This is a genomic window from Rhodococcus sp. DMU2021 (genome assembly GCF_019641445.1).
Lineage (GTDB): Bacteria > Actinomycetota > Actinomycetes > Mycobacteriales > Mycobacteriaceae > Rhodococcus > Rhodococcus pyridinivorans.
Genome location: NZ_JAIFKB010000091.1, coordinates 1 through 944, shown reverse-complemented (window position 1 = coordinate 944; position 944 = coordinate 1). Strand labels below are relative to the sequence as shown.

Genomic DNA, 944 nt, shown 5'->3' with positions numbered 1-944 from the left:
CCACGCCCGAACAGCACAAGGAGAACAACGATGCCGGACAGCGACCAGAAGCGACGGTTTCTACGCAGTCGGGGACGCACGTCCTTGCCCACCGACACGGCGGGTGCGCAGAACTCACCCGCCTCGCTTCCGGCCGGTGCCCCGGCGATATCGCAATCCCGACCGGCCAGGGCGCAAGCCGCCCAGGACGTGACCGATCTTGTCGGCTTTCTGCGGGAAGTCGACAGTCGCCGCACTCAGGGCCAGCCGGCACCGGCACCGAAGGACCGCACCGAGGTTCTCGGTGCATTCCGCGGACAGCCTGCTCAGCAGATCACGGTCCAGATTCTGGCCGCGGCGGCGACCGCCCGGCATGTCGGCGCGCAGGTACAGATCACTCGCAAATGGGAGCAACTGGCGCAGGAGAATGCGGAGCGACTCGAAGCTCTGCGAGCGCAGCACTACCGGCATCAGCAGCAGCGGTACGTGCAAGTGCAGATGCCTCCGGAGGAGATCACCCGGCGCCTTGCCGAGCAGCAAGCCGCTGACCGGGACGCTGATAATCGCGTCTTCGACGCCGCTGCGGCCGTCGCGTTGAGCTACGCCGCCGACGAGAGTGTGCCGTCGTTCGACACGCTCGCCGACCTGTCCGCCCAGCACCTCGCAGTCGCCGAACCCACCGCGGACGTTCCCGCGTCAGTTGTCGAATCCTTCGCCCGCGCCGCCGACGCCGACACCGTAGAGATGAACTTCGACAAGGCCGCGGACGGTTCGCCCGCGTCCAGCGGCCCCGATACACGCACCGAACCGTCCACTGCGGTCGAAGAAGATCACCAAGCGGATGTGTCCGACCAGCTCGAACGGGGCGAAGAACCCGCTCCGATGAATCACAAAGATCTCGGCAGGATCGGGACGGTGCTCGAATCCGCCGGCCGAGCTCTGGCCACCGCGGTCGGCCCGATCAA

Annotated in this window: 1 protein-coding gene; it reads left to right on the top strand. The window is 67.1% G+C overall.

Features of this window, described 5'->3' with window-relative positions; all coding sequences use genetic code 11:
• Positions 1–189: 189 nt before the first annotated feature.
• On the top strand, positions 190–944 hold a 755-nt coding region (locus K3M35_RS25770; protein ID WP_220667286.1), incomplete at its 3' end, for a hypothetical protein.